Source organism: Pseudomonas moorei, assembly GCF_008801475.1.
Taxonomy (GTDB): domain Bacteria; phylum Pseudomonadota; class Gammaproteobacteria; order Pseudomonadales; family Pseudomonadaceae; genus Aquipseudomonas; species Aquipseudomonas moorei.
In genome coordinates this window covers 105742-128918 of the sequence record NZ_VZPP01000001.1, presented here as the reverse complement: position 1 = coordinate 128918, position 23177 = coordinate 105742, and the positions used below count along the sequence as shown (strand labels likewise).

The window sequence follows — 23177 nt, the reverse complement described above, 5'->3', positions numbered from 1 at the left end:
TGATTGAAAATCGAATGTTTAAAAGCGCGTGTTCTTGAGGAATTCCGCCAGGCGTGGCGATTTCGGACGCTCGAACAGTTCCTTGGGCGGCCCCTGCTCTTCGATGCGCCCCTGATTCATGAACACGATCTTGTCCGAGACTTCGAACGCGAAGCGCATTTCGTGGGTCACCAGCAGCATGGTCATGCCGTCTTCGGCCAGACCCTTGATGACGTTGAGCACTTCGCCAACCAGCTCCGGGTCCAGCGCCGAAGTCACTTCGTCGAACAGCATCAGGCTCGGGTTCATCGCAATCGCCCGGGCAATCGCCACGCGCTGCTGCTGACCGCCGGACAGCTGGCCAGGATAGTGATCGCGACGTTCCAGCAAACCGACGCGTTCCAGCCATTTTTCCGCCAGCGCCACGGCCTCGTCCTTGTGCAGTTTTTTCACCTTGAGCAAGCCCAGGGTGACGTTTTGCAACGCGGTGAGGTGCGGGAACAGGTTGAATTGCTGGAAAGCCATGCCAGTCATGGCGCGATGACGGGCGATGACTTTTTCCGGGTGGCGGATGCGTTTGCCATTGACCTCGTCATACCCGATGGATTCGCCGTCGAGCATGATCTGCCCACCCTGAAAGTCTTCAAGCATGTTCACGCAGCGCAGCAGCGTGGTCTTGCCCGAGCCGCTGGAGCCGATCAGCGTGACCACGTTGCCGCGCTGCATCGTCAGGTCGACGCCCTTGAGCACTTCCAGCGGGCCGTATTGTTTGTGCAGGCCGCGAATGTCCAGCAGAGGCTGTCCGCTCGGGACGTTGGATTGTTGTACTTGAGTCATGGCAGGGCCACCCGCTTTTCAATGTGCCGGCCGAGTAATTCGATGCCGTAGTTGATGACAAAAAACAGAAAACCGGCGAACAGGTAAAACTCCAGGGTCATGAAGGTCCGGGCGATGATCTGCTGGGTGCTGAGCAGCAATTCGGCCACGCCGATCACCGACAGCAGCGTCGAGGCCTTGACGATCTCGGTGGACGAGTTGACCCAGGTCGGCAGGATTTGCCGCAGTGCCTGGGGCAATAGCACGTAACCGAGGGCCTGATAGAACGTCAGGCCGATGGCCTTGCTCGCTTCCATCTGCCCACGGGGCAATGCTTGCAGTGCACCGCGCACGATCTCGGCGACGTGGGAACCGCAAAACAGCGTCAGGCCTAGTGCACCTGCCTGAAACGCGCTGATCTGCCAGCCCAGCGCCGGCGCCATATAGAAGCAGGCCAGCACCAGCACAAACACCGGGGTACCGCGAATCACGTCCACGTAGAAACGAAACGGCGCGCGCATCCAGAACCTGCCGTAGGTCAACACCAGACCGGCGAATACGCCAACCACCGTGCCGAGCAAGATCGCCAGGGCCGATACCTGAACACTGGTCAGAAAGCCTTGCCACAGCACTTCCCGCGCGACCCACAACTCATGCAACCAACTGGGGGATTCGTACATGGGGCCTCCTATCGGCGGATCGCCAGGCGCTGCTCGAGGTAACGCAGCATTATGGCAATGAGGTAACAGGCCGCGACATAGAGCGCCGTGGTCACCAGCCAGGTTTCGATCACCCGGTAGCTCTCGACGTTGATCTTGCGCGCGTAATAGGTCAGCTCCGGCACGGCAATCGCGGCGGCCAGCGAAGTGTCCTTGAACAGCGAAATGAAGTTGTTCGACAAGGCCGGCAACACATTGCGCAACATCACCGGCACGGTGACGTAAGCCTTGACCTGCCACTCGCCCAGGCCGATCGCCAGCCCCGCTTCACGCTGGCCCTTGGGGATGCTCAGCAGCCCGCCACGGAACACTTCGGTCAGATACGCCCCGGCGTACAGCGACAGCGTGATGATGAACGAGGGAATCTTGTCCAGCCGAATACCGAGGCTCGGCAAGGCAAAGTAGATCAACAGAATCAACACCAGAATCGGCGTGTTGCGAATCACCGTCACATACACCGATGCCAGCACCCGCAATGCGCGGTGCTTCGACAGCAAAGCAAACGCCATCATCAGGCCGATCACGCAACCGATGGCGATAGACACCAACGCCAGCTCGAGGCCCAGGCCGAGCCCCGCCAGCAAGGTGTCGAAATCGCGCCACACGGCGGCAAAGTTCAACTGATAGTTCATGGTTGGCAGTACCTTGAGCGGGGCGCATTTCGGCGCCCCACTCTCACGGGATCATTTGAATTCGACAGGGAAGCCAATCGCCGGAGTAGGCAGATCGACACCAAACCACTGCTTGAACGACGCCGCGTAAGCCGGGAACTCAACACCGGTCATGGCTTCATGCAGCGTGGTATTGACGAAGTTCAGCCAATCCTGATCGCCGCGTTTCACGGCACACGCGTAGGTCTGCGGGCTCCAGGCGTAGGCCGGGCTGCGGTAGCGACCGGGGTTTTGCACCATCAGGTATTTCACCGAGGACTGGTCGGTGGCTGCCGCGTCGGCACGGCCCGAGTTCACCGCTTGGTACATCAGGTCCACGCTGTCGTACTGATCGACCTTGGCCTTGGGCAACGCCTGATGCACCAATTCCTCGGCATAGACGTTTTGCAACACGGCCACGGTGAGGCTGTCACCGGCGGCCTTCATGTCATCGATTTCCTTGTACTTGCTATTGGCTGGCAGCAACAGGCCAACCCCTTCGCGGTAGTACGGCAGCGTGAACGCCACTTGCTGGGCACGGCTGGCGGTCACGGTGATGAACTGGCAACTGATGTCGACCTTGTCGGTCAGCAGGTTGGGAATCCTCGCATCGGACGACTGCACCACGTACTCAACCTTGCTCGGATCGTTGAACAAGCCCTTGGCAATCATGTGCCCGATATCGATATCGAAACCCTGCAACTTGCCATCCGCCCCCTGAAAGTGCCACGGCGCGTTGGTGCTGCCGGTACCCACGATCAGTTTGCCGCGGGCCAGAACGCTATCGAGCTTGCTGTCGGCCGCCTGGGCCACGCCCACGGCAGCAGCAGAGGCTGCGAACAGAAAAACACACGCTTTGAACAAGGAAGGTCGGCGATGCATGGCAAGCACTCCAGGATGATGTTTATTCCGCTATACCGGAACTTGGTATGTAACAACGGAATAGACAGCAGAAAGTGTGCCACAGCCTCGCAGAGAAAACCTAGTGCAACTGAAAGTTCAGTTGAATCAACGGCATGCACGGAAACGCCGTCGCTGGCGTTACCCGGTCACTCAACGAGCGGGTGCTACCGTTGGCTACAGGTCGTGGGCAATGCGCTTCGTTTGAGTGCGCGGGAAGCAGTACGTGTCACGCAAACCGACACTCACGCGGCAGGGCGGTGGGTACATCAAGCAGTCAAAACCCTTGCCAACCTGTCAACTCTGACAGTAGACGCCCCGCAAGCCCTGAGGAAATACTGGCTCGGCATGTCACTTATAAACATCGCCTCTCCAGGGAATTAAATGTGAATACAGCAAGGATGTTTTTTATAACTACCGCACTCGGGGCTTTTTTATCGGGTTGCGACATCGAACAGACCAACAGCATTGCCACGGTAAACGAAGAATGCGCGAGCCTCGTCAGCGCAAAGTACATTGGCCAAAACGGTGCGGAAGTTTGTGTCACGACGCCACTGTCCAAAAGCGACACATCCATTGCGGGAACTATCGTCGGCGTCGACTCGGCGGGGCCGTTCATGGTAACGGCGTTAACAAGCGACGGAGATATCCTGAGACAGGCAACCACGCTTGCCAACGGAGATTTCACGATGACTCAGTTGAACCTCTCGAGCCTGCCAGGCAAGGGGATTTCGTTCTCGGTGTTTGTAAATGGAATCAGTTCGCCTCCTACCAGACTGGTCGTTGGGCAAGAGCCTGCGGTCAAGTGCGTTCGCGGCACACCGAACTACCCGTTATGCGGAACCTATCCGGGTGCAATTTTCTTCCCGATTAAAAATTCCGTTACCACCCTCTTTTCGGTTCCATCGGGCGATACCTTTCGCGCGCCAACGCTGTTGCCGCATTTTGTTGGCTTGAACGTTATTAACTGGCGGCCAGGCAAAGCCATCGGCCGCTTGCCCAATGTCCCTGCGCCACTCAAACCCGGAGAGGCGCAAACCGTTTATGCGACGGTAAACATTAACGAAGAATCGTTCGCCTACCCGGTGACCCAGACTGTTTTGCCAGGCGACAAGTAACACGCCAACAGACCGACACGGAGTGAACACCGCCACGACATCTGGGCCTCATCGGTCAAGCCGTGCCTACAGATACATCAACAGCCTGTAGGCACGGATATGCCAGCGCAGTGCCCTCGGGCCCGCCCCAACATCACCCGTCGACACGCGCCAGAAACACTCGCGTCACCCGCCGCTCTTCGACCTTGAGGACGGTCATGCGCCAGCCCTGCCACTCATGGCTGTCACCGATCATCGGCAGGCGATCCAACAAGCTCATCACCAATCCGGCGAGGGTTTGATAGTCGTCCGTCGGTGGCGCGGCAAATCCTGTGCGTTGCCGCACCCGCGCCAGGTTCAAGGCGCCACTGACCACAAACCCGCCATTGTCCTGGAGCACATCCGGGCCTTCGATTTCGCTGGCATCGGGTAACTCGCCGGCAATCGACTCCAGAATGTCGGTCATGGTCAGCACGCCGACGAAATCCCCGAATTCATTGACCACAAAGGCGATGTGGGTCGATGCCTTGCGCATCTGCTCCAGGGCATTGAGGATCGAATAACTGTCCAGCAAGTTGATGGTCTGGCGCGCCAGATGCGCAAGATCAGGCTCGTTACCGGCCAGGTATTCCTTCAGCAGTTCCTTCTTGTGCACGAAGCCCAGCGGCTCATCCACGGCACCGTCACGAATCAATGGCAGACGCGAATAGGACGAATGCATCAACCTTGTACGAATGCCCTCGGCGTCATCGGCCAGGTCGATATGATCGACGTCGGCGCGCACGGTCATCAGGGTACGGATCGGCCGTTCGGCCAGTTGCAACACGCCGCTGATCATCACCCGCTCGCGACGGTCGAACAGTTCTTCAGTCGGTGCTTCGCCGTTGTCCAACAGGTCGGCAATGTCTTCACCGACCTCCTCCACGGCCAGTTTGCGACCACCCAGCAAACGCATTACTGCATGAGCCGTGCGCTCGCGCATCGGTCGCAGGCCCTGCATCGAGCGCTTGCGGCGAGCCCGGGCAATCTGGTTGAACACCTCGATCAGGATCGAGAAACCGATGGCCGCGTACAGGTAGCCCTTGGGAATGTGGAAGCCCAGGCCCTCGGCGGTCAGCGCAAAACCGATCATCATCAAGAAGCCCAGACACAGCATGATCACCGTCGGGTGCGCGTTGACGAAACGGGTCAGCGGCTTGCTCGCGACGATCATCAGGCCGATGGAAATGATCACCGCGATCATCATCACCGCCAGCTCATCGACCATGCCCACAGCGGTAATCACCGCATCGAGGGAGAACACGGCATCGAGCACCACGATTTGCGCCACGATCGGCCAGAACAAGGCGTACGCCGTATGGGAGGAGCGCTGGCCGACATGCCCTTCGAGGCGTTCGTGCAGCTCCATGGTGGCCTTGAACAACAGGAACACACCGCCAAACAGCATGATCAGGTCACGGCCAGAGAAGCTCTTGTCGAACACCTCGAACAGCGGTTGGGTCAACGTCACTAGCCACGAGATACTCGCGAGCAAGCCCAGACGCATCAACAACGCCAGGGACAAACCAATGATGCGCGCACGGTCGCGCTGCTCTGGCGGCAATTTGTCCGCGAGGATCGCGATAAACACCAGGTTGTCGATGCCCAACACCAGTTCCAGCACAATCAGCGTCAACAAACCCAGCCATGCGGTGGGGTCAGCTATCCATTCCATGTAAACGTCTCGATCTCGTCAGTGAATTCAGAATGCCGGGCACGGCAAGGCGCGGCGCAATGGCCGTGAAACTGCAAAAACAAGGGCGTTTGAATGGTCGAAGACCGGGTGTATGGCGTGCGTCAGGAGCGCGCATTGGCGCGAAGGGAAAGGGTAACCGGGGGGCTCCGTGAAGGTGTTCATGCAAATCCTGAATGGAAAAAGGACTTGGATCGTACAGGTGATCGGGATAATTCCTACAGCCGAAAATCATTTCAAAATCTGTAGAAATCAGGAAAGCGGGATGTCCGGGGGCTACGTCGCGAGCATGGGGCATCCGCTGTCAATCGAGTCTTTGCTACACCCGGACCATTGTGGGAGCGACCTTGCTCCGGTCGACGTTCCGACGATGACGCAAGCCCGCACACCGCACCTCTCAGCCGGGAAGCAACCCATCGATATGCCGATACTCAGCCTGAAGCTGCGCCGCCAGGACCCGGCTGCGCCCGAGGCGAATCGGCCCGCGCTCGATGTCGATGACCAGCCCCGGACAATCGAGCGCGGGCAACGTCGGCCAGTCCTTCAAGCGGCCATCGGTCACTATCAGCAACCGTTGCTGCTCCGCAGGGAAGCGCTTGTGCCGCGCTCCCAGCCAGCGCCCCGCTTCACTCAACGCCGCCAGCAACGGCGTGCCACCGCCGGCACCAAGCCCATCGAGCCAGTGACGCAATCCGCTGGACGCCTTCAACCCTTGCACCTGCCATTTCGGCAGCGATCCGCTGGCGGTCAGCAGGGCCAGCCGCGCGCGTTGGCGGTAAGCATCGTCGAACAGCTGTGCCAGCAAGCCTTTGGCATCACTCAAGGCCTGATGGCGTCGCGTCGACGCCGACGCATCGACGATCACCAGCCACAGCTCATGGGCTGAACGGGTACGCAGATGGAACAACAAGTCGTCGTGCTGACGTGGCCGACCGTTCAGCAATGTGCCGGGCCAGTTGATCGAACCGTCGCGCGCGGCATGACGTTTGCCCTGCTTGCCGTGGTCGAGGCGTCCGGCGCGGGGTCTGGCATTCGCCCCCGCGTCAGAGCGAGGGCGAATGCCTAGGGCTTTTTTGGCCAGCTCGGCACTTCACGACGAGCACCGACCGGCAGCGCCTGGGCAGGCATTTCGCCCCACTGTCCCTGGCCTGAGTCCGGGTTTGGCTGTTGACTGGCGTGGGACTGCTGCTGTTGTGAGGCCGGTGGCGTTGGCTCACGACGACGATGGCGCAATGCAAATTCGGCGACCGCATCGATATCTTCGACGGCGATGGCACCCACCCCACGCCAGGCGGCATGGGCCCGCGCCGCCCGCAACCAGACCAGGTCGGCGCGCAAACCGTCGACCCCGGCGGCAAAACAACGCTCGGTAATCTGCGCCAGGGCGTCATCGTCCAGGGCAATGCTGGTCAATGTGCTGCGTGCCTGCTGGCAACGCTCGCGCAACGCCTGCTGGCGGCTCTCCCACTCGGCGCAGAAGCCGTGCGGATCGCTGTCGAAGTCCAGGCGCCGCCGGATGATCTGCCCGCGCTCGGCCGGCGCGGTGTGGCCACCGAGGGCGACGTTCAAGCCAAAACGATCGAGCAGTTGCGGGCGCAGCTCACCCTCCTCCGGGTTCATGGTGCCGATCAGTACGAACTTCGCCGAATGCCGGTGGGAAATGCCGTCGCGCTCGACCAGATTGGTGCCACTGGCCGCCACGTCGAGCAGCAGATCGACGAGGTGGTCGGGCAGCAGATTGACCTCATCGACGTAGAGCACGCCGCCGTCGGCCTTGGCCAGCACGCCCGGGGAAAATTGCGCGCGACCTTCGCTCAATGCAGCGTCGAGATCGAGTGTGCCCACCAGGCGTTCTTCGGTGGCGCCCAACGGCAAGGTGACAAACTGACCGCTGGCCAGCAGGTCCGCCAGGCCACGGGCCAGGGTCGACTTGGCCATGCCGCGCGGGCCTTCGATCAACACACCGCCGATCTTCGGGTCGATGGCGGTCAGGCACAGCGCGAGTTTCAAATCGTCGGCGCCGACCACGGCGGAGAGCGGGAAATGGGGGGTGTCGGTCATTGTTCAATCTCGGTCATGGTCGGTGATTTCACAAACACCTTGACCCCTGTGGGAATGAGCCTTCTCGCGAAAGCGCTGTGTCAGTGGCTATTGAGGCGACTGACGCTGCATCGCGAGCAAGCTCGCTCCTACAGGGTCGGCGGTGTTTCAACTGTCTTCTTCTATATCCAGCAACAGATTCTCCAGTGCCTCGCGATACGCGCCCGGCTCTTTCCACATCCCCCGCTGTTGCGCTTCGAGCATGCGTTCGGTCATGTCGCGCAAGGCATGGGGATTGTGCTCGCGAACGAAGTCACGGGTGTTGGCGTCAAGCAAATAGGCATCCGCCAGCAGCGCGTATTGGTGATCGTCGATCAATTGCGTGGTGGCATCGAAGGCGAACAGGTTGTCGACCGTCGCGGCCATTTCGAACGCGCCTTTGTAGCCGTGACGTTTGACGCCGTCGATCCACTTCGGATTGGCCGCCCGGGAGCGGATGACCCGGTTCAGTTCTTCCTTGAGCGTGCGGATTTTCGGCAGGTCCGGCTGGCTATGGTCGCCGTGATAACTGGCCGCCGTTGCACCACTGAGATTTTCCACGGCGGCCAGCATGCCGCCCTGGAACTGGTAATAGTCATTGGAGTCGAGCAAATCGTGTTCGCGGTTGTCCTGGTTTTGCAGCACCGCTTGCACCTGGCTCAGGCGCTGGGCGAACTGCTCGCGGGCGGCGGTGCCTTCGTCGGAGCCACCGTAGGCATAGCCGCCCCAGTTCAGATACACCTCGGCCAGATCCTCGCGGCTCTGCCACAGGCGACCGTCGATGGCGCCCTGCACACCCGCGCCATACGCGCCAGGCTTGGCACCGAAGATGCGCCAACCGGCCTGGCGTCTGGCCGCGTCTTCGTCCAGCCCCGATTGCAACAACGCTTCACGCTCGGCGCGCACCTTGGCCGCCAGGGGGTTGAGGTCGTCCGGCTCGTCCAGTGCGGCAACCGCCTGCACGGCGGCGTCGAACAGGCGGATCAGATTGGCAAAGGCATCGCGGAAGAAACCCGAGACACGCAACGTCACGTCGACCCGCGGGCGGTCGAGCAAACTCAGCGGCAGGATTTCAAAATCGTCGACCCGCTGGCTGCCCGTCGCCCACACCGGACGCACGCCCATCAGCGCCATGGCCTGGGCGATGTCGTCGCCGCCGGTGCGCATGGTCGCGGTACCCCATACCGACAGGCCGAGCTGACGCAAGTGATCACCATGGTCTTGCAGGTGACGCTCAAGGATCAGATTGGCGGACTGGAAACCGATGCGCCATGCGGTGGTGGTCGGCAGGTTGCGCACGTCCACCGAGTAGAAGTTGCGCCCGGTGGGCAGCACATCCAGGCGCCCGCGACTCGGTGCGCCGCTGGGGCCGGCCGGAACGAAGCGCCCGCTCAGGGCATCGAGCAGGCCGCGCATTTCGGCGGGGCCACAGGCGTCCAGTCGTGGTGCGACCACCTCGCGCAGGTTATCGAGGATGGCCTGCACCTCGGTCCAGCCGGCCTCCTGTAGGCGCGAACTTGCTCGCGATGGTGTGTCAGTTGGCATCAATGTGGCTGATAAACCATCGCGAGCAGGCTCGCTCCTACAGGAGACATTCAGCGCCTGCGAAATCAGTTGTGTGGCGAACAGTTCCAAGCGTTCGCGGGTGTCGCCGGCTGTGCGCCAGACTTCGTCGGTGACGGTTTGCAGTTCGACTGGACGCGGCCCGCTCCACGGCTCGGCCAGCACACAATCGAGCGGATCGAAGCCCATTTCAAAGGCTTTCGCCAACGCCCTTGGCAGGCTTGACTGCGCACCACGCCCATCGCCCCGAGGAATGCGCAGCAGTGCGAGCAAGGTGTCAATGCGCAGGCGCCCGGACGGTGACTCGCCGAACACGTGCAGGCCATCGCGGATTTGCGACTCTTTCAAATCACATAGGTAGGTATCCAGACGTGGCAACCAGATCGCCGCGTCGGCGTCGCTGTCGAGTTGTTCGTCCAGTTGCAGTTCGCGGTCGATGTGCGTGTCGCGCACCAGTTGCAGGATGTCGCGCTGCAACTCGCGGGCACGCCGCGGATCGAGCAGTTGCGCTTCGTAGTACTCATCCGCCAACAGCTCGAGATGGCGCAACGGGCCGTAGGTTTCAGCGCGGGTCAGGGGTGGCATCAAGTGATCGATGATCACCGCCTGGGTACGCCGCTTGGCCTGGGCGCCCTCACCCGGATCGTTGACGATGAACGGATAAATATTCGGCAATGGTCCGAGCAGCGCGTCCGGCCAGCAGTGTTCGGAGAGCCCGACACCCTTGCCCGGCAGCCATTCGAGGTTGCCATGCTTGCCGACGTGAATAACGCCGTGGGCGCCGTAGGTGTTGCGCAGCCAGAAGTAAAACGCCAGGTAGCCGTGGGGCGGCACCAGGTCCGGGTCGTGATACACCGCGCTCGGGTCCACCTGATAGCCCCGCGCCGGTTGAATGCCGACGAAGGTCAGGCCGAAACGCACCCCGGCAATCATCATCCGTCCGCCGCGACACATCGGATCGCTCTCGGGCGCGCCCCAGCGTTGCAGCACCGCTTGGCGGTTGGCTGCGGGCAGCGCGTTGAACATTTGCAGGTAATCGTCCATGGCCAGGCTCTGCTGGCAAGGACGCTGGTCGAGGGTATCGAGATCGTTGCTGACGCCGCCGAGCAGTTGCTGGATCAACGCGGTGCCGCTGTCGGGCAACTGTGCCGGCAACGGATAACCTTCGGCATACAGTGTGCGCAGGATATTCAGTGCCGCCGCCGGCGTATCAAGGCCGACACCATTGCCGATACGTCCATCGCGGGTCGGGTAGTTGGCGAGGATCAGCGCAATGCGTTTTTCGGTATTCGGCAGCCGCGCCAGATCGATCCAGCGCCGCGCCAGTTCGGCGACAAAGTCCATGCGCTCCGGTTGCGCGCGGTAGCAGACTACATCGGACTGACTGCGCTCACTGCGCCAGGCCAGATCCTTGAAGCTGATCGGTCGGCTGATGATCCGCCCGTCCAGTTCCGGCAGGGCGATATGCATTGCCAGATCACGCGGGCCGAGCCCTTGTTCACTGGCGCGCCATCCCGGTTCGTTATCCTGGGCGCAAATTGCCTGAATCACCGGGATGTTGCGGCGAAACGGACGCAAATGCGGAGCTTCAGGACTCGACTGGGCGAAACCGGTGGTGTTGAGAATTACCGAGGCGCCGACCTCGTCCAGCCAGTCCTCGACCACCGACAGGCAGCCGGGCTCCTTCAAACTGGCCAGGGCGATGGGCAACGGGTTCAACCCCGCTGCCTGTAAACGCTGACAGAAAACATCGATGAAAGCGGTGTTCGCCGCCTGCAAGTGCGAGCGGTAGAACAGCACCGCCGCCACGGGTTGGTCGGCCCGCCATTCGGCTTGCCAATCGCTCAGTTGCGCGGGACTTTTGTGCGGGTGGTAGATCGCGGTGCGTGGCAGGACTTGCGGCTCGGACCAGGCGTAGTCACGACCCAGCCAGCGATTGGCCAGGCAGCGAAACAGGTCCAGCGCATTGCCCATGCCTCCCTGGCGCAGGAAGTGCCAGAGCCGCTCGCGGTCCTGTACGGTCACTGTGCTGAGGTCGCTGAGTTCCGGATCGGGACGGTCATCGCCCGGCACCAGAATCAGCTGCACCCCACGCCGGGAAAGCTCCACCAACCGCTCGACGCCATAACGCCAATAGGCGATGCCGCCGTGCAGCGAAATCAGAATGACCTTGGCGTGGCGCAGCACTTCGTCGACGTACAGATCGACCGAGGCATGGTTCTGCACCTGCATCGGGTTGGCCAGGCGCACGGTCGGGTAATCGTCGGGCAACTGCTGCGCCGCTTCGGCGAGCAGCGCCAGACTGGAGTCACCGCTGCACAGGATCACCAGTTCGGCGGGGGTTTGCCCAAGGTCGGCAATGTTGTCATCCGACACGAAACCGCCGGGCTGGGTCCTGAGCAGGTGCATGGTTTACACGCTGAGCGCGGCACGCAATTGCGTTTCGAGCAATGCGGCGTCCAGGGCCTGGCCAATCAACACCAGACGCGTGGTGCGCGTTTCTTCAGTGCTCCACTGACGGTCGAAGTGCTTGTCGAAACGAGTGCCCACGCCCTGGATCAGCAGGCGCATCGGTTTGTTCGGGATCGCCGCGAAACCCTTGACCCGTAGGATGCTGTGCTCGACCACCAGTTGCGTCAGTGCGTCCATCAGCAGGCTTTCGTCAGAGGCCGGCAGCTCGATGGAGATGGAGTCGAAAGCGTCGTGATCGTGGTCGTCATGATCGTCATCATCGTGGTGATGATCGTGATGGCTGTGGCGGCTGTCGATGTGCTCTTCGGAGCCGGCGCCCAGGCCGATCAGCACGTCCAGTGGCAGGCGACCGCTGCTGGCTTCGATGACCTTGACCGCTGGCGGCAACTCTTCGGCGACTTCCAGGCGGACGCGGGCCAGGTCTTCCGGGCTGATCAGGTCAGCCTTGTTGAGGATCACCAGATCAGCGCTGGACAACTGGTCGGCGAACAGCTCGTGCAGCGGCGATTCGTGATCCAGGTTCGGGTCGAGTTTGCGCTGTGCATCCACCTGATCCGGGAACGCGGCGAAAGTGCCGGCGGCCACGGCCGGGCTGTCGACCACGGTGATCACTGCGTCGACGGTGCAGGCGCTGCGGATTTCCGGCCACTGAAAAGCCTGGACCAGCGGCTTTGGCAGGGCCAGGCCCGAGGTTTCGATGAGGATATGGTCAAGATCGCCGCGACGGGCGACCAGTTCGCGCATCACCGGAAAGAACTCTTCCTGAACGGTGCAGCACAGGCAGCCGTTGGCCAGTTCGTAGACCCGGCCATTGGCTTCTTCTTCGGTGCAACCGATGGAGCACTGTTTGAGGATTTCACCGTCGATGCCCAGTTCGCCGAACTCGTTGACGATCACCGCAATGCGGCGCCCTTGAGCGTTGTCGAGCATGTGCCGCAGCAAGGTGGTTTTGCCCGAGCCGAGGAAGCCGGTAACGATGGTGACGGGGAGTTTGGCCAGTGTTTTCATCGAATGCCCTTTGGCAAGGTGGCGGGCATACGGGACGAGTACCGGCAACGCCTGTGCGCGCCGGAAGCGTTCGCCACCGGATCACCCCGCCCGGTTGTAGTGAGAAACTGTATCGAGGCAGGTCTCCTGGCTGACGGTGTGCCAGTCGCTTGACTGGCGTTGGCTGCGCCTTCCCGCGGGCTCAGGACTTGAGCGTGCAGTGGCGTGGCAGCGAACATCACCGTTCACAGTTGCGGGGGCAGCCGCGGCTTCGACCGCGTTCCCTTCTTAGCTTCGACAAACGCCGAAGAACCTCGAAAGCGCAAGGCTACGCATCGTATTGGGGCGGGTCAATGTTCATGCTGAGTTCTACAGCGCTTCAACGCCGTCATCGCGAGCAACTCCGCCCCGAGTTGAGAACGCTTGCCAATTGACGCCCCACCCTTGCCCATGCTCTCCTACACGCCTTGTTACGGGTGCCCTTCACAGGGTGAAACGGGAAACCGGTGAATCATGTGCTTTACTCTTAAGCCATGTCAGTCCGGTGCTGCCCCCGCAACGGTAAGCGAGCGAAGCGTCAGATCCACTGTGCCCGTGCGGCATGGGAAGGTGATGCTTGCAGGTTCAGGCGATAGCCAGCACCCCTCGTGAGCCCGGAGACCGGCCCGTAACACAAAGTGAACCTTACAATCACTGAATGACAACCCGCGGTGGGCGGGCGCTGTTCGAACCTCTGCGCGCTCGCTCGTGCAGGGATTTGCATGCGCTCTCATTCCCCGCTGACAGAACTGAGGGAAGCGCCATGTCGATCATCAGCACCACCGGCCACAGCACCACCACGAGCAGCACCACAACCCTGACTCAACGCCTGACCGCCGCCGTTTGTGCGTCGATCCTCGGCGCGTGCCTTGTGTATTTCGCCGGTTTCTCGCACATCGAGGCGATTCACAACGCCGCTCACGATACCCGTCACAGCGCCGCCTTCCCGTGCCATTGAGACCTGCCGACATGATCAAGCGTATCGCGCAAACCGCAGGGTTCACGGGGTTGCTGGCCGCCCTGCTGCTGACTCTGCTGCAAAGTTTCTGGGTCGCTCCGCTGATTTTGCAGGCCGAAACCTACGAAAAAGCGGAACCTGCGTCGGTCGAAATGCATGAACACGCCGCTGGCGTCGCCGCTCACACCCACGATGCCGAAGCCTGGGAGCCGGAAAACGGCTGGCAACGCGTGTTGTCGACCACCGGCGGCAATCTGGTGGTGGCTGTCGGTTTCGCCCTGATGCTCGCCGGCCTGTACACCTTGCGCGCGCCGACCAAAACCTCACAGGGGCTGCTCTGGGGCCTGGCCGGTTACGCGACCTTCGTGCTCGCGCCGACCCTCGGCCTGCCGCCTGAACTGCCAGGCACCGCCGCTGCCGATCTGGCGCAACGGCAAACCTGGTGGATTGGCACTGCCGCCTCAACCGCGGTCGGCATCGCATTGATCGTGTTCAGCCGCCACTGGCTGATGAAAGTCCTGGGTACAGCCATCATTGCCGTCCCCCACGTGATTGGCGCGCCGCAGCCGGAAGTGCACTCGATGCTGGCACCGCAAACACTGGAAACCCAATTCAAAATTGCTTCGCAGTTGACCAACGTCGCATTCTGGCTGGCCCTGGGCCTGATCAGCGCCTGGCTGTTCCGCCGCAAGCTCGATGACCAATACCACGCATGACCGATACCGGCACAGCGCCGACCCTGGTGGTCGGCCTGGGCTGCCAACGAGGCTGCCCCGTCAGTATTTTGCGGGCGCTGCTTGATCAAGCGTTGCAAGCGCATCAGATCGGACTGCATCAGATCAAGGCCCTGGCGAGTATTGATTTGAAGCGCGACGAACCAGCCCTTGTCGAACTGGCCGAGCAACTCTCATTGCCATTGACGTATTTCAGCAGCGCCCAGTTGACCGGCTATGAGCCACAACTCAGTCATCATTCGCAGATCGCCTTCGAGCGTACCGGCTGCTACGGTGTAGCGGAAAGTGCCGCCCTGGCCCTGGCCGAACAGTTGACCCAGACGCCGGCCAAGTTGCTGATTACCCGACAAAAATATGCCCAGGCCACCCTGGCATTGGCCAGCTCGACGTAAAATCCCGATAATCCGCGCGTTCAATCATGAGCAATCTTCATCTGGCACCCTGCCCAGACCCTTTTCCCACAGGAATCGACGATGACCGTCTACTTCATTGGCGCAGGTCCAGGCGACCCCGAGCTGATCACCGTCAAAGGCCAGCGACTGATTCGCAGCTGCCCGGTGATCATCTATGCCGGCTCGCTGGTGCCCGCCGCTGTATTGCAAGGGCATTGTGCCGAACAGGTGGTCAACAGCGCCGAACTGCACCTGGAACAGATCATCGACCTGATCAAGGCCGCCGACGCCAAGGGTCAAGACGTGGCGCGCGTGCATTCCGGCGACCCGAGCCTCTACGGCGCGATCGGTGAGCAGATTCGCTACCTGCGCGAACTTGGCATTGCCTTTGAAATCATTCCCGGGGTCACCGCTACGGCGGCCTGCGCGGCGCTTTTGGGGGCGGAACTGACCCTGCCCGATGTCTCACAAAGCGTAATCCTGACCCGCTATGCCGACAAAACGGTGATGCCGGCCGGCGAAGAACTGGGCAGCCTGGCGCAACATGGGGCAACCATGGCGATTCATCTGGGGGTCAATCATCTGGAAAAAATCCTGGCCGAATTACTGCCACATTACGGCGCTGACTGTCCGATCGCGGTGATTCACCGGGCGACCTGGCCGGATCAGGACTGGGTGGTGGGAACGCTTGAGGACATTGCCGGGAAGGTTCAGGCCAAAGGGTTTCGGCGCACGGCATTGATTCTGGTGGGACGGGTGCTGGGCAGTGACCATTTCAGCGAGTCGTCGCTGTATCGCGCCGGGCATGCGCATTTGTACCGCCCCTAAAGCACTTGTGGCGAGGGAGCTTGCTCCCGCTGGACCGCGAAGCGGTCCCAACATCAGCCAAGGCATTCATCACGGAAAAATGCATCGGCTGTATTGTGATGGCTACGCCATCAAACGGGAGCAAGCTCCCTCGCCACAGCGCCGTTTTTTTCGCAGCGAACGCCTTAGTAGTAGGCGTTTTCTTTCTGCGTGTGGTCAGTCACGTCACGAACACCCTTGAGCTCGGGGATACGCTCAAGCAACGTGCGCTCGATGCCTTCCTTCAGGGTAACGTCCGCCTGGCCGCAGCCCTGGCAACCGCCGCCGAACTGGAGAACGGCGATGCCGTCTTCAACCACATCGATCAGGCTGACCTGACCTCCGTGGCTGGCCAGCCCCGGGTTGATCTCGGTTTGCAGGTAATAGTTGATGCGCTCGTTGATCGGGCTGTCGGCGTTGACCATCGGGACTTTGGCGTTTGGCGCCTTGATGGTCAGCTGGCCGCCCATGCGGTCGGTGGCGTAGTCGACGACCGCATCGTCCAGGAAAGCTTCGCTGAACGAATCGATGTAAGCGGTGAAGCTTTTCAGCCCCAGAGCGGTGTCTTCAGGTTTTTCTTCGCCCGGCTTGCAGTAGGCAATGCAGGTTTCGGCGTACTGGGTGCCAGGCTGGGTGATAAAGATGCGGATGCCGATGCCCGGGGTGTTCTGCTTGGAGAGCAGATCAGCCAGATAATCATGGGCGGCGTCGGTGATGGTTATAGCGGTCATGGTAACTCCTCGCAGGCTTGGGCGCAGTTTACGCCAATCATCGCGCCGGACAAAGTCCTAGTATTTTTGTCGGGAAAGAACCGAAGCTGCCTCGCTCTCCGGTTCGCCGTCAATCCATACTTTAAGCCACCGATAGCTGCATTTTTCCACCCATTCGTAGCTTAGCCATGATCCTGGCCCGATGATGGCGGCACAAGCCGCGAACATCACATAGGTACAGTCTGTTGCGCTCGGGAAAGGATTTCGACACGGCGTCTATAGCGTCCGGCATCGGCCCATCGTGTCAAAGGTCGATCAAAGGTTCTCGTAGCGGTTCATGTCCAGCACGCCCTCTTCCACCGGATCGGTTTCGTGGATGTAGCGGCTCAGGTCATGGAAGTACTCCCAGAACTGCGGGTGACTGCGCCTTACACCCCAGCGCTCGACAATCTTCTCGAAGCTGTCGGCGTCCCTGGCGTTTTCCATGGCGTCGACAAAGGCCGGGACTTGCTCGGCGGGAATGTTGAACATGAAGTTCGGGTAGCTGCTCATGACCCCCGGATAAATGGTGAGCGTGTCGAGCCCCGGCTGATAGCGCAGCGACTCGCCCAGCAGGAACGCCACGTTGCTGTGCGCGCGGTTGCGCAGCAGGCTGTAGACCACACGCTGGCCGCTCGCGGCCTCGACGCGCAACATGGTCGCTTCGGGCAATTGGTCGATGACCTTGAGTCCGGCCGCCGGGCGTGAAGCCAGGCGACTCAAGGCCTGTTCGGCGCCTTGCAGGTCCGGGTCGATGTTGGGTCGCGAGCAGTAGGCACCGTCACAGCGATTGATCGGGTCCGGATTGGCGTTGAGCTCACCATAGCGCGCCAGCAACTGCATGGCGAAATCGCGCTTGGGGTCATCTAGATCGAGTTTCAGCGCCGTCGGCGTGTCGTCGTCGATCGATTCGTAATCCAGCCACATCTTGAATTTGCCACTGCTCTGGTACCAGTCATCCAGGTAACGGTCGCGTGAATTGGCCGGCATCAGGCGCAGGAAGTTCTGCTCGGCGCCATTGCGAATCAGGTCGAAATACAGGCGCGTCTGGGCTTGATGCGAGACGTTGCCGAACACGTCGAAATTCACCGCCAACTGATAGTACGTGCGCTCCAGCAACGGGAAGTCGAACAGCCAGATGGTTTGCGGCACGTCACCGATCAGGCCCTTGGTCACCGAAGCACTGTCGAAATGGCGAAAGATGCTCAACAACGCGTTGTCATTACCGGCCCACAGGCTCGACCAACTCGGCGGCGGCAGTTCGGCGTAGCTTTCCCGGCGCAGGGCTTCGTACTCGTTGCGCTTGTCGCGGTAGTCGTGCCAAAGGCTCAGGACGCTGCCCACGTCGTCGTTCTGCCCCGGCATTGCCAACAAAGGCGTCGCCTGGCCGCGGTAGTTAGGGTCGGTGATGTAGAGGTCGTGTTCCGGAGCCTGGAACAATGCCCAGAAATTATCGCGAATCACATCCGTGGCAATCTGGCCCCGGCAGACCGGACCGCGAATAAAGGTGCGTACGAAATACTCGGCGTTATCGAGCATGAACTGATAACGCGCCTGAGCCGGGATGGCTTCGAACGTGGTAAACGGATTGGCCCGGCGTTCCGGCCCGTAGCCCGGTAGCGCGTTGACCTGCCAGTTGCCGTTGTAGAACAGGCTCTTTATGCGCGCCATCTTCGCCGCACTCAGCGGATAGGTGATGTGGGTCTTGTGCACGATCACGCCCTGCACCGGCCACAGGCGGTAATAGAACTGACTGCCGGGATCGTCATTCGGTCGGCGGGTATTGATCAGGTCGATAGGCTGGCCGCTTGGCGTGCGTGAACGCACCCACTGGAAGAAATGCCCGGGTTCGCCGTCCTTGAAATAGAGGTGCGCAAGAAACCAGTGCTCGAACAACCAGCGCCCCACCAGGCTTTGCCGTGCACCCGGCGCATTGAGCAGGTTCTCCCACTGCACCACCTGTATGGCCTCATTCGCGCTGGGCTCCAGGCCTTGCTCATCGATGGGCGCGCCGGAGGCGAGCCAGCGTTGCAAGGTCTGATATTGCTGATCGGTCAGGCCGGTAACGGCCAGCGGCATGCCCTGTTTCGGGTGGGAGCCGGCATAGCCATCGAACTCCGCCGGCATGGCACACATGTTTTCCCGGTTCAGCCCAAGGACAATGTCGTCGGGCAACCTGGCATAGGGCTGCATGGGCGCCTGATGGCCCAATTCGAGCATCCGCGCCATCAGCGCGGCCTGACTGCCCTGGGCGTCAAGTACCGAATAGAAGCCCTTTTGCTGCCAGGCACGTTTGCCGAAGGCGTCATAAAACAACCGGGTCGGGGCGGCGGCCTGACTGCGATTACCGTCATAGACCAGGGATTTGTTCGCACCGCGAGCGGCGCCCTCGCCGCTGGCCAGGTTGAGCTGGCAGGGAGAGTCATAGCAGGCGTGGCAGGCCACGCACTTTTCAGTGAAGATCGGTTGAATGTCGCGAGTGTAGGAAATGCCCGTAGAAACAGCGGGACTTTGCGCTACGGCGCCCCAGCTTATAAACAGCAACGCAATGCTGATGACGACGCGATACGACATGTCCCTGGTCCCGATCGTTAAAAAACGCCGCGATTCTACCGGGCCGGCCGCCCTGTCAACATGAGCGATATTCACGTTAAATCCGGATATGCTCCAAAAGCGCACAGGTTTGCTATTATCCCGGGCCTTCGTCATGGCCTTACCGAGTAGTCCAAATGTCCGATCGCAGCGTTCGCCTTCAAGCTCTCAAGCACGCCCTCAAAGAGCGCATTCTGATTCTCGATGGCGGCATGGGCACGATGATCCAGAGCTACAAGCTTGAGGAGCAGGATTACCGCGGCAAACGCTTCGCCGACTGGCCGAGCGACGTCAAAGGCAACAATGACCTCTTGGTCCTGACGCGCCCGGATGTGATTGCCGGTATCGAAAAAGCCTATCTGGATGCCGGCGCCGACATTCTGGAAACCAACACCTTCAACGCCACTCAGATTTCTCTGGCCGATTACGGCATGCAGGGCCTGGCGTACGAGTTAAACGTAGAAGGTGCACGGCTGGCCCGCAAGGTGGCCGACGCCAAGACCCTGGAAACCCCGGACAAGCCGCGTTTCGTCGCCGGCGTGCTCGGCCCGACCAGCCGTACCTGCTCGCTGTCGCCGGACGTGAACAACCCTGGCTACCGCAACGTGACTTTCGATGAGCTGGTGGAGAACTACACCGAGTCCACCAAAGGCCTGATCGAAGGCGGCGCCGACCTGATCCTGATCGAAACCATATTCGACACCCTCAACGCCAAGGCCGCGATCTTTGCCGTGCAAGGTGTGTTCGAAGAACTGGGCATCGAATTGCCGATCATGATCTCCGGCACCATTACCGACGCCTCCGGCCGAACCCTGTCCGGCCAGACCACCGAAGCGTTCTGGAACTCCGTGGCCCATGCCAAGCCGATCTCGGTCGGCCTGAACTGCGCCTTGGGTGCCAGCGAGCTGCGCCCGTACCTGGAAGAACTGTCGAACAAAGCCAACACCCACGTCTCGGCGCACCCGAACGCCGGCCTGCCCAACGAATTCGGCGAGTACGACGAACTGCCTGCGCAAACGGCCAAGGTCATTGAAGAGTTTGCCCAAAGCGGCTTCCTCAACATCGTAGGCGGCTGCTGCGGCACCACGCCAGGCCACATCGAAGCCATCGCCAAAGCCGTGGCCGGTTATAAGCCGCGCGAGATTCCGGAGATCGCCAAGGCTTGCCGCCTGTCGGGCCTGGAGCCGTTCACCATCGATCGCAACTCGCTGTTCGTCAACGTCGGCGAGCGCACCAACATCACCGGTTCGGCCAAGTTCGCCCGCCTGATCCGTGAAGACAACTACACCGAAGCCCTGGAAGTCGCCCTGCAGCAGGTCGAGGCCGGCGCCCAGGTGATCGACATCAACATGGACGAAGGGATGCTGGATTCGAAGAAGGCCATGGTGACCTTCCTCAATCTGATTGCCGGCGAACCGGACATCTCCCGCGTACCGATCATGATCGACTCCTCCAAGTGGGAAGTGATCGAAGCCGGCCTCAAGTGCATCCAGGGCAAGGGCATCGTCAACTCCATCAGCATGAAGGAAGGTGTCGAGCAGTTCATACACCACGCCAAACTGTGCAAGCGCTATGGCGCCGCGGTGGTGGTGATGGCCTTCGACGAAGCCGGCCAGGCCGACACCGAAGCGCGCAAGAAAGAAATCTGCAAACGCTCCTATGACATTCTGGTCAACGAAGTCGGGTTCCCGCCGGAAGACATTATCTTTGACCCGAACATCTTCGCCGTGGCCACCGGTATCGAAGAACACAACAACTACGCTGTGGACTTCATCAACGCCTGTGCCTACATCCGCGACGAGCTGCCGTATGCGCTGACCTCGGGCGGCGTGTCCAACGTGTCGTTCTCGTTCCGTGGCAACAACCCGGTGCGCGAGGCGATTCACTCGGTGTTCCTGCTGTACGCGATCCGCGCCGGCCTGACCATGGGTATCGTCAACGCCGGTCAGCTGGAGATCTACGACCAGATCCCGGTGGAGCTGCGCGATGCGGTGGAAGACGTGATCCTCAACCGTACCCCGGAAGGCACCGACGCCCTCCTCGCCATCGCCGACAAGTACAAGGGCGACGGCAGCGTCAAGGAAGCCGAGACCGAAGAGTGGCGCAACTGGGACGTCAACAAGCGCCTGGAACATGCGCTGGTCAAGGGCATCACCACCCATATCGTTGAAGACACCGAGGAGTCCCGTCAGTCCTTCGCCCGCCCGATCGAAGTGATCGAAGGCCCGCTGATGGCCGGCATGAACATCGTTGGCGACCTGTTCGGCGCCGGCAAGATGTTCCTGCCGCAGGTGGTGAAATCCGCCCGCGTGATGAAACAGGCCGTGGCCCACTTGATCCCGTTCATCGAGCTGGAAAAGGGCGACAAACCGGAAGCCAAGGGCAAGATCCTGATGGCCACGGTGAAAGGCGACGTGCACGACATCGGCAAGAACATCGTGGGCGTGGTGCTGGGGTGCAACGGCTACGACATCGTTGACCTGGGCGTGATGGTTCCGGCGGAAAAAATCCTCCAGGTCGCCAAGGACGAAAAGTGCGACATCATCGGCCTGTCCGGCCTGATCACCCCGTCGCTGGATGAGATGGTTCACGTTGCACGCGAGATGCAGCGCCAGGACTTCCATCTGCCATTGATGATCGGTGGCGCAACCACCTCCAAAGCGCACACGGCGGTGAAGATCGAGCCCAAGTACAGCAACGACGCGGTGGTGTATGTGACCGACGCCTCCCGTGCCGTCGGCGTGGCCACGCAGTTGCTGTCCAAGGAACTGAAGGCCGGTTTCGTCGAGAAAACCCGCGAGGAATACATCGAGGTCCGCGAGCGTACCGCCAACCGCAGCGCCCGCACCGAACGCCTGAGCTACGCCGCAGCGATTGCGAAAAAACCGCAGTTCGACTGGAGCACCTACGAGCCGGTCAAACCAACGTTCACCGGCACCCGGGTGCTGGATAACATCGACCTGAAAGTGCTGGCCGAGTACATCGACTGGACGCCGTTCTTCATTTCCTGGGACCTGGCCGGCAAGTTCCCGCGCATTCTCCAGGACGAAGTGGTCGGTGAAGCCGCCACCGCGCTGTACGCCGACGCCCAGGAAATGCTCGCCAAACTGATCGACGAGAAACTGATCAGCGCCCGTGCGGTGTTCGGTTTCTGGCCGGCCAACCAGGTGCGCGACGATGACATCGAAGTCTACGGCGATGACGGCAAACCCTTGGCCAAGCTGCATCACCTGCGTCAGCAGATCATCAAGACCGACGGCAAGCCGAACTTCTCCCTGGCCGACTTCGTCGCGCCGAAAGACAGCGAAATCACTGACTACGTGGGTGGCTTCATCACCACCGCCGGTATCGGTGCCGAAGAAGTGGCCAAGGCGTATCAGGACGCAGGCGACGACTACAACTCGATCATGGTCAAAGCCCTGGCCGACCGTTTGGCCGAGGCCTGTGCCGAGTGGCTGCACCAGCAGGTGCGCAAAGAGCACTGGGGTTACGCCAAGGACGAAAACCTCGACAACGAGGCGCTGATCAAGGAGCAGTACACCGGTATCCGCCCCGCCCCGGGTTACCCGGCCTGCCCGGACCATACCGAGAAAGCCACGCTGTTTGCCCTGCTCGACCCAGAAGCCCGCGAAATGCAGGCCGGCCGCAGCGGTGTATTCCTCACCGAGCACTACGCGATGTTCCCGGCAGCGGCGGTCAGCGGCTGGTACTTCGCCCACCCGCAAGCGCAGTATTTTGCCGTGGGCAAGATCGACAAGGACCAGGTGCAGAGCTACACGTCGCGTAAAGGTCAGGAGCTGAGTGTGACTGAACGCTGGCTGGCTCCGAACCTCGGCTACGACGACTGAAGCGCCCATGAAAAAAGCCTCGCGG

Annotated in this window: 17 protein-coding genes and 2 riboswitches; of the genes, 6 read left to right on the top strand and 11 right to left on the bottom strand. The window is 61.0% G+C overall.

All coding sequences use genetic code 11. The features are described from left to right. Window positions 1-18 precede the first annotated feature (18 nt). Genes F7R06_RS00550 through F7R06_RS00535 form a run of 4 tightly spaced genes read right to left on the bottom strand, consistent with a single transcriptional unit; the run spans window position 19 to window position 3046 of the window. On the bottom strand, window positions 19-816 hold the full coding sequence (locus tag F7R06_RS00550; RefSeq protein WP_090322687.1) for an amino acid ABC transporter ATP-binding protein: 798 nt from the start codon (window positions 814-816) through the stop codon (window positions 19-21). Continuing rightward, window positions 813-1475: an amino acid ABC transporter permease gene (locus F7R06_RS00545; protein ID WP_090322690.1), complete on the bottom strand. Its 663-nt coding sequence runs from the start codon at window positions 1473-1475 to the stop codon at window positions 813-815. The genes F7R06_RS00550 and F7R06_RS00545 overlap by 4 nt, the downstream gene beginning before the upstream one ends. Window positions 1476-1483: 8 nt before the next feature. Beyond that, window positions 1484-2146: an amino acid ABC transporter permease gene (locus tag F7R06_RS00540; protein WP_090322692.1), complete on the bottom strand. Its 663-nt coding sequence runs from the start codon at window positions 2144-2146 to the stop codon at window positions 1484-1486. Window positions 2147-2197: 51 nt separating this feature from the next. After that, window positions 2198-3046 (bottom strand): transporter substrate-binding protein, encoded by an 849-nt coding sequence (locus F7R06_RS00535; protein ID WP_047529745.1) that lies wholly within the window; start codon window positions 3044-3046, stop codon window positions 2198-2200. Between the two features lie 404 nt (window positions 3047-3450). Here F7R06_RS00535 and F7R06_RS00530 point away from each other — a divergent pair, with 404 nt between their 5' ends. Continuing rightward, window positions 3451-4182: a hypothetical protein gene (locus F7R06_RS00530; protein WP_245706701.1), complete on the top strand. Its 732-nt coding sequence runs from the start codon at window positions 3451-3453 to the stop codon at window positions 4180-4182. Between the two features lie 133 nt (window positions 4183-4315). Here the strand turns inward: F7R06_RS00530 and F7R06_RS00525 are convergent, their stop codons facing one another. From F7R06_RS00525 to cobW, 5 genes are all read right to left on the bottom strand, one after another. Continuing rightward, a complete protein-coding gene (locus F7R06_RS00525; protein ID WP_090322698.1) occupies window positions 4316-5875 on the bottom strand; it encodes a TerC family protein in 1560 nt (519 codons plus the stop codon). A 415-nt stretch (window positions 5876-6290) separates the two neighbouring features. After that, entirely contained in the window at window positions 6291-6953 is a 663-nt protein-coding gene (locus tag F7R06_RS00520; RefSeq protein ID WP_245706741.1) for a vWA domain-containing protein, read from the bottom strand. Window positions 6954-6955: 2 nt separating this feature from the next. Continuing rightward, window positions 6956-7954: a magnesium chelatase ATPase subunit I gene (locus tag F7R06_RS00515; protein WP_090322705.1), complete on the bottom strand. Its 999-nt coding sequence runs from the start codon at window positions 7952-7954 to the stop codon at window positions 6956-6958. 147 nt (window positions 7955-8101) lie between these two features. Beyond that, entirely contained in the window at window positions 8102-11944 is a 3843-nt protein-coding gene (cobN, locus tag F7R06_RS00510) for a cobaltochelatase subunit CobN (protein WP_090322708.1), read from the bottom strand. Window positions 11945-11947: 3 nt separating this feature from the next. Continuing rightward, window positions 11948-13015, bottom strand: coding sequence for a cobalamin biosynthesis protein CobW (gene cobW, locus F7R06_RS00505; RefSeq protein ID WP_090322712.1), 1068 nt, complete (start codon window positions 13013-13015; stop codon window positions 11948-11950). A 99-nt stretch (window positions 13016-13114) separates the two neighbouring features. Beyond that, window positions 13115-13326: riboswitch (cobalamin riboswitch) on the bottom strand. Window positions 13327-13451: 125 nt separating this feature from the next. Further along, window positions 13452-13677, top strand: a riboswitch (cobalamin riboswitch). Between the two features lie 119 nt (window positions 13678-13796). Between cobW and F7R06_RS00500 the strand changes: the two genes are divergently transcribed. The 4 genes from F7R06_RS00500 to cobM all read left to right on the top strand — a co-directional run bounded on the left by F7R06_RS00500 (window position 13797) and on the right by cobM (window position 15945). Beyond that, the gene (locus tag F7R06_RS00500) at window positions 13797-13991 is read left to right on the top strand and encodes a CbtB domain-containing protein (protein WP_090322714.1); all 195 of its coding nucleotides are present in this window, start codon (window positions 13797-13799) and stop codon (window positions 13989-13991) included. An 11-nt stretch (window positions 13992-14002) separates the two neighbouring features. After that, window positions 14003-14707, top strand: coding sequence for a CbtA family protein (locus F7R06_RS00495; RefSeq protein ID WP_090322716.1), 705 nt, complete (start codon window positions 14003-14005; stop codon window positions 14705-14707). Further along, the gene (locus F7R06_RS00490) at window positions 14704-15117 is read left to right on the top strand and encodes a cobalamin biosynthesis protein (RefSeq protein WP_090322719.1); all 414 of its coding nucleotides are present in this window, start codon (window positions 14704-14706) and stop codon (window positions 15115-15117) included. The genes F7R06_RS00495 and F7R06_RS00490 overlap by 4 nt, the downstream gene beginning before the upstream one ends. Window positions 15118-15198: 81 nt before the next feature. Then, window positions 15199-15945: a precorrin-4 C(11)-methyltransferase gene (gene cobM, locus F7R06_RS00485; RefSeq protein ID WP_090322722.1), complete on the top strand. Its 747-nt coding sequence runs from the start codon at window positions 15199-15201 to the stop codon at window positions 15943-15945. 164 nt (window positions 15946-16109) lie between these two features. On the opposite strand, the gene nfuA is transcribed toward cobM, so the two are convergent. Further along, window positions 16110-16694: a Fe-S biogenesis protein NfuA gene (nfuA, locus tag F7R06_RS00480; protein ID WP_024781251.1), complete on the bottom strand. Its 585-nt coding sequence runs from the start codon at window positions 16692-16694 to the stop codon at window positions 16110-16112. Window positions 16695-16988: 294 nt separating this feature from the next. Beyond that, a complete protein-coding gene (locus F7R06_RS00470) occupies window positions 16989-19286 on the bottom strand; it encodes a fatty acid cis/trans isomerase (protein ID WP_090322724.1) in 2298 nt (765 codons plus the stop codon). Window positions 19287-19441: 155 nt separating this feature from the next. On the opposite strand from F7R06_RS00470, the gene metH reads away from it, so the two are divergent. After that, the gene (metH, locus tag F7R06_RS00465; protein WP_090322726.1) at window positions 19442-23152 is read left to right on the top strand and encodes a methionine synthase; all 3711 of its coding nucleotides are present in this window, start codon (window positions 19442-19444) and stop codon (window positions 23150-23152) included. Window positions 23153-23177 lie beyond the last annotated feature (25 nt).